This is a genomic window from Spongiibacter sp. (genome assembly GCF_984394615.1).
Genome location: NZ_CFHTQA010000043.1, coordinates 24,881 through 31,185, shown reverse-complemented (window position 1 = coordinate 31,185; position 6,305 = coordinate 24,881). Strand labels below are relative to the sequence as shown.

General features: G+C 57.5%; 4 protein-coding genes. All 4 read right to left on the bottom strand.

What is annotated here, in order from left to right; translation table 11 throughout:
• Nucleotides 1-351: DUF2959 family protein (locus tag AC5DB9_RS13900; RefSeq protein ID WP_491732067.1), on the bottom strand; the 351-nt coding region annotated here is incomplete at its 3' end.
• A gap of 26 nt (nucleotides 352-377) precedes the next feature.
• A complete protein-coding gene (locus AC5DB9_RS13895) occupies nucleotides 378-1,727 on the bottom strand; it encodes a class II 3-deoxy-7-phosphoheptulonate synthase (protein ID WP_272991351.1) in 1,350 nt (449 codons plus the stop codon).
• Nucleotides 1,728-1,872: 145 nt separating this feature from the next.
• The gene (locus AC5DB9_RS13890; RefSeq protein ID WP_272991352.1) at nucleotides 1,873-4,458 is read right to left on the bottom strand and encodes an esterase-like activity of phytase family protein; all 2,586 of its coding nucleotides are present in this window, start codon (nucleotides 4,456-4,458) and stop codon (nucleotides 1,873-1,875) included.
• Between the two features lie 123 nt (nucleotides 4,459-4,581).
• Complete coding sequence (locus AC5DB9_RS13885; protein ID WP_273009529.1) at nucleotides 4,582-6,294, bottom strand: FAD-binding protein; 1,713 nt, start codon at nucleotides 6,292-6,294, stop codon at nucleotides 4,582-4,584.
• Nucleotides 6,295-6,305 lie beyond the last annotated feature (11 nt).

Genomic DNA, 6,305 nt, shown 5'->3' with positions numbered 1-6,305 from the left:
AGAAAGCTCTTCTTCCCACTCCTCAAACAAGGCCTCCGCCACCCCTTCAACGGCCTCGATACGCTCGCGGATATCGTCCGCCGCAGCAGCGCTGTCTTCGTAGCTGGCATTCAGGCGATCGTAGAGCTTTTCGAGATCACCGCCGTCAAAACTGACCACCGAGCGAAACTGGCTGAGGGCATCGCGGAATTCTTCCTGGGCATCCTGCTGGGAGTCGCGGGCATCTTCTACCCGATCGACCAAAATATCCCGTTTGTGAATGCCGACTTTCTCCATGGCGTTGTAATAGGTGGACTCACAGGCCCACAGCCCCAGACAGAGCAGCAGTAACAGGTAACGTTTAGCGGTCATTGTCGTATCCATTAGCGTGGTGGTGTTCAGCGCTTTTCTTCGCGCAGGAAGTCAGCAACACAGAAAGCCAACTCCAGTACCTGATCGGCATTTAAGCGTGGATCGCACTGGGTTTGGTAACACTTTTTGAGGTCGTCTTCAGAGATTTGGTAGGCCCCGCCCACACACTCGGTCACGTGCTGACCGGTCATCTCCAGATGAATCCCCCCGGGATGTGCGCCCTCGCCGCGCAGGGCCAGAAAGAACTGACGAATCTCATCCAGAATGCGGTCAAACGAGCGTGTTTTGTAGCCATTGCCCGCCTTCACCGTATTGCCATGCATCGGGTCGCAGGACCACACCACGGTGCGCCCTTCGGCCTGAACCCGACGCGCCAACGCGGGCAGTTTTTCGGCGAGGGTATTGCCGCCCATCCGGCTGATCAGCGTCAGTCGCCCCGGAATGTTCTCCGGATTCATCGCATCGATGAGACGAATCAGCTCATCCTCTTCAATTGACGGCCCGATCTTCACGCCCAGCGGATTTTTCAGACCGCGGAAAAACTCAATGTGGGCGCCATCAAGCTGGCGGGTGCGTTCACCAATCCACAGCATATGTGCCGAGCAATCATAGAAATCGCCAGTGAGGTGATCCTGGCGGGTCAGTGCCTCCTCGTAGTTGAGCAGCAGCGCCTCGTGAGACGTGTATAAGTGGGTCTCGCGCAAGGTCGGCGTGTTGTCGCTGTTAATGCCACAGACTTCCATAAATGCCAGGGCATCCTGAATACTGTGCGCCACTGCCTCATAACGCTCGCGCAGCGGATTTGACGCCAGAAAGCTCAGGTTCCACTGATTGACCTGATGCAGGTCGGCAAGCCCCCCGCTGGCAAAAGCACGCAGCAGGTTCAATGTCGACGTAGACTGGTGGTAGGCGCGAATCATGCGCTCCGGGTCCGGCACCCGCGCGGCGGCGGTAAACGCCGCATCGTTGACAATATCGCCACGATAGCTGGGCAGCGACTGTCCGTCTCGCGATTCCATATCGGCAGAGCGCGGCTTGGCAAACTGTCCTGCCAGTCGGCCCACCTTGACGACCGGCAAACGCCCCGCATAGGTGAGTACGATCGCCACCTGCATAATCACCTTGAAGGTGTCGCGAATATTCACGGCGGAAAATTCGGCAAAGCTCTCGGCACAATCCCCGCCCTGAAGCAGGAAGGCGCGCCCTTCCGCAACCTCGGCCAACTGTGCGTGCAGGGCGCGCGTCTCGGCGGCAAACACCAGGGGCGGCATCGCTGCCAACTGTTCTTCCACGCGATTGACCGCGCCGCTATCCGGGTATTGGGGTTGCTGCAGGGCAATATGCTCGCGCCAACTCTGCCGAGTCCACTCACTCACAGGGTAAAACTCCTTGGGAATCATCAAGTCATTCAGGGAACGTACTATAGCAACTGGAGCCGGAGAGCGGCACAGACATCACCAAAAGGCACAAAAAAGCCCGCTCTGAGGCGGGCTTAAGACGTGTTGCTGGACTTATTGTCGCTTAGGGCAGGATATCGCCCAGATTGAGCAACTGGGTTTCGCCACTGTTGTCATCCACGCCATCGTTATCGTTGATGATCAGGACGTCACCGTTCTTCAGTACCGCAGCACCCTCGATTTTCTCGGGCACCAGACCACCCTGAGCCGCAAGATCCGGCATCAGATCGCGCAGCAGGGTCTTGCTGAGAGTATCGCCATCACTAAGGCCGGTAACGTCAATCTGATACAGGCGCTTGATGGCCGCATCTGGGCCACCTTGATTGTCGCGCTCAACCAGCATGAACTTGCCGCCGCCCAGGGCCGTGATTTCAGACAGGCCGACCCAACCGCCGGCTTGGGATTCCCGAGCATCCAGCGGATAGTAGAAGAGGCTCCAGCTGTCCGCGACCGGATCGTACACGGCGATACGTGGATTGGTCTCACCCTGCCAGGCGCGCTGCATGGCGACATAGACCTTACCGTCCTGCTCGGCTACGCCTTCAAACCCAAAGCGCTGTTGCAGCGCATTGACCGCATCGGGCAGCGTCACTACACGCTCAATCACCGCGCTGGCGTCGGTTTTAATCAGCATATTCAGGCTATTGATCGGGCGATCGCCATCACCAATGGTTCCCGCACCTTCAGAAGCCAGCCAAAAACCGCCATCGCTGGCCTGCGCAATGCCTTCCAGATCGAGGTTGACAGTCTTGTCGCCGTTAAGCAGCGCCGCGCGATCCGCCACGTCAAAAACACTGACTCGGCTGGCATCATCGTCGTCCACAGTGGCATCTGCCAGCGCGGCGGCGGGCATGGTGCTGAGCACATCGTTGCTGTCCATTACGCGCATTTCACGGTCCAGACGGGCAGGATGGCTGCTGACATCAATATCGAAAATACGGCTGCGCTGAAAGAAGCTGTCTTCAACCGCGTAAACGCGGTTTGCTCGCTCGCCATCAACGGCCAGCCCGGACATTGCCGCCCAGGGAATCGGCGTGCCGTTCTCACGATCGGTCGATACCAGCGTGGCATACTGGGCCGGTGCGCTGTCGTAGCGATAGATGTTGACCGCTGAGCGGATTTTATCGTCACGAGCATCTTCCTCACTGGCCACCACCAGCAGGTTCCGCGAGGGAATAGCCAGTGCGCCTTCCGGCCCCATAGCCGCCGGCAGCATCTGTTTGAACATCGGCTTGGTCATGTCGGCGACGTCGTAGACAAACACCACACTGGAACGCTCGGAGTTAACAAACAGATAGCGCTCGCTGCCAAAGACGGCGAACTCTGCATTCTCCGGCTCGTTACCTTTGTTCTTGGAGCGACCTTCATTGTAATGACCATAGCGCGCAGTGAGGTGATCCAGCGTATTCCCACTCTCATAAATCACCTCGCCGGAGGTATCGAACACGCTGAAGCCACGGCTGCCACCGTCCAGGTCACCTTCGTTGGCAGTAACAAAGTAATCGGTAGACAGCCAGGTGACGCCATCGGGCTCGCGCAGCACGTCACTGAGTGACTCGGATTGATCAACCAGGCCGATATCCTCTTCGGTGGCATCAATCATATCGAGATCGACGCTACCCGCGCTGAAGTGATTCACCACACTGCCATCAGCCAGATTCACCAACACGAGGTGGTTGTTTTCCTGCAGGCTGACCACCGCGATGTTATCGCGGTTGATGTCCACATACTCGGGCTCGGGATCGGTGGGATACAACGCTGCCAGACCGGTCATGGCCACATTGCGTACGCCCCAGTTGCTCACATCCGCATCCGCGATGTCGACAATATCCAGACTGCCCGCAGGCAGCTGCGGCGGCGCACCATCACCCAGGTCTTCATCCCGCTCGTTCTCAATGGCCACAGCGGCATACTGGCCGTCGGGGCTGACGGCCACGGAATCGGGCTGCCCAGCCAGGGCCAAGGTGTGAACAATAACGCGGCTGGCAATATCGACGATCGCCAGCTCACCACTGGTATTCACAAAATCGGCAGAGGTATTCACCCCCACCAATGCGTAGTCGCCTTTCACCGCAACCGACGTGGGCTCGCCGCTCAGGGGCAATGTGCCCAATGCCGTAGGTGCTTCGGGGTTACTGATATCAATAAAGCCGATAGCTTCGAGAGGGCTGTCAGTGTAGATCAGGGTATTGCCATCACTGCTGGCCGCAACAATCTCAGACGCTGTGGTCGTATCGTCGTCACAGTTCACGTCCTGCTGCAGACACACCGGGAAACTGGCGATGCGATTAAAATTCTTCGCGTCATTCAACTGGGTAGGTGAACACAGCAGCGAGCTTTCGCTGATCTCGGCGTCATCCAACTCACCATTGTTGTTGCTGTCGACACCGGAGTCGATGCGCAAGCCGCCGGCAAAGCATTGCTCATTACCTACCGCCAGTGTGGTCTGCTTCACCAGGCTATTGCTGCCTGCTGCGCCCTGATCACCTGCAGGACCTTGATCTCCCGTAGCGCCTTGATCTCCAGCCGGGCCTTGCGCCCCCACTTCACCACGGGCACCGTCGCGGCCATCGTCACCGTCACAGGCAACCAGCATGACCGATGAAGCCAGCAGCAAACCCGTTACGATCGCATTCTTATTAAAACGCATGTTTCCTCCACAGCTATCTCTTCATCCAGAAGCGAATGAGCTTATGGGGGCACTGCTACATTTTCGGGACGTTTTTGTTGCGGAAACATTGCGGCGACCCGAGTGGGTCGCCGCGAGAGGGTATCAGTCTTTAAAGCCGCTGAGATGCTTGGCCGCCTGATAGGCGAAGGTCATGGCGGGCCCCAGTGTAGACCCCGGTCCCGGATACGTTGGCAGCACGGCCGCGCTGCAGTTACCGACCGCGTAGAGGCCTTCAATCGGCTCACCGTTTTCCTTCGTTACTTGGGCATTGGGGTTGGTCGCCAAACCTCCCTGGGTACCAAAGTCACCAGCGTCAACGCGAATAGCGTAGAACGGTGCCTCATCAATAGCCCCCAGACAGGGATTAGGCTGGAAACGCTGGTCACCGTAGTACCGGTCATAAGCAGAATCACCGCGCTGGAAATCCAGGTCTTTGCCGGTTTTCGCGTAACCGTTCATTTTCTCAACCGTTTTCTCCAGATTATCGGCATTGATGCCGAGCTGCTGGGCCAGCTCCCGAACGCTGCCGGCTTTACCCACCAGCTTACTTTCAAACCAGTCTTTGGGGATGGTCCAGTCTGGTTTGAGCTGCGCGGTCATCAAAGGACCAACGATGTAATCGCGACGGAATCGGGCATCAAAAATCTGGTACATCGGCGAACAGGGGTTGTCGTCGGTGTGCACCTTATACAGATCTTTCTGAAAGGCCATGTAGTTCTGTGATTCATTGGCAAAACGCTCACCGTTCATGTTCACCACGCATGAGCCGGGGAAAGACTTCTCCATGATGCTCAATCGCGGCGCCGGTTCACCGGGCACAGAAATGGTCGTACACCACCAGGCGCCATCCATCAGGCGCGTTGCCGCACCCAGCCGCTGCCCTTCAACAATGGCGTCGCCGGTATTGGTTTCCACCCCACCACTCCAGGCAGTGCTGGTCGGTTTGGGCAGATACTGCTCACGCATGGCCTGATTGCGTTCGAAACCGCCCGCTGCCAGAATCACGCCCTTGCGCGCCTGTATGCGCAGTGTTTTACCCTGTTTTTTCACCTCGGCGCCCACAACACGCCCCTCTTCATCGAGCAGTGCCACCATAGGACTCTCGGTCCACAGGGGAATATCCCGCTTTTTCAGTGAGTACCAGAGACGCGCGACACCCGCAGCACCGGTGCAGACCTTCCGGCTGGTCTTTCTGCCGCGCAGCAGCCAAGCAAAATCAAGGAAATAACTGGCCATGAGTTTCATGGTCAGTTTGATCCAACCCGGCCCCTGTACGGTAAGCAGTGCAGCTTCTACCTGGGTAAAGTAAATGCGGTCAAACAGGCGCATCATGTGGTGTGAGGGACGCAGGCGTTTCACATCGTCGCCCAGCAGCGAAGAGTCAAAACGCTCCGGCTCCATCGAGCGATGCCCCGTGCGCGAGCCGTCTACATTGGTGTAGTAATCAGGATAGTGTTCGAGCGTCTCGTAGCGCACATCGCTGCGCTCGTGGAGGAAATCGACCATTTTCGGGCCGTTTTCCAGATAGGCGTCCACCATTTCCTCGGGAACCGCCCCTTCCGGCGTGGTATTGAGCAGATACTTCTTTGCGTCTTCGATACTGTCTTGAGCACCGGCTGCCTTGGCATAGCGGTTGTTGGGAATCCATACGCCGCCGCCAGAGGTCGCACTGGTACCACCAACCCTATCGGACTTCTCAATCAGCAGTACATCTTTCAAGCCCATCTCGTAACAGCTCAGCGCCGCAGTCATGGCGCCGTTACCGCTGCCGACGACCAGTACATCGACGCTGTAGTCCCAGTTTTTCTCTGTCATTGTTTTATAAT

Excerpts from the sequence above, each read along its gene's own strand:
- AC5DB9_RS13890 (WP_272991352.1), bottom strand. The coding sequence starts at position 4,458 with ATGCGTTTTAATAAGAATGCGATCGTAACGGGTTTGCTGCTGGCTTCA.
- AC5DB9_RS13885 (WP_273009529.1), bottom strand. The coding sequence starts at position 6,294 with ATGACAGAGAAAAACTGGGACTACAGCGTCGATGTACTGGTCGTCGGC.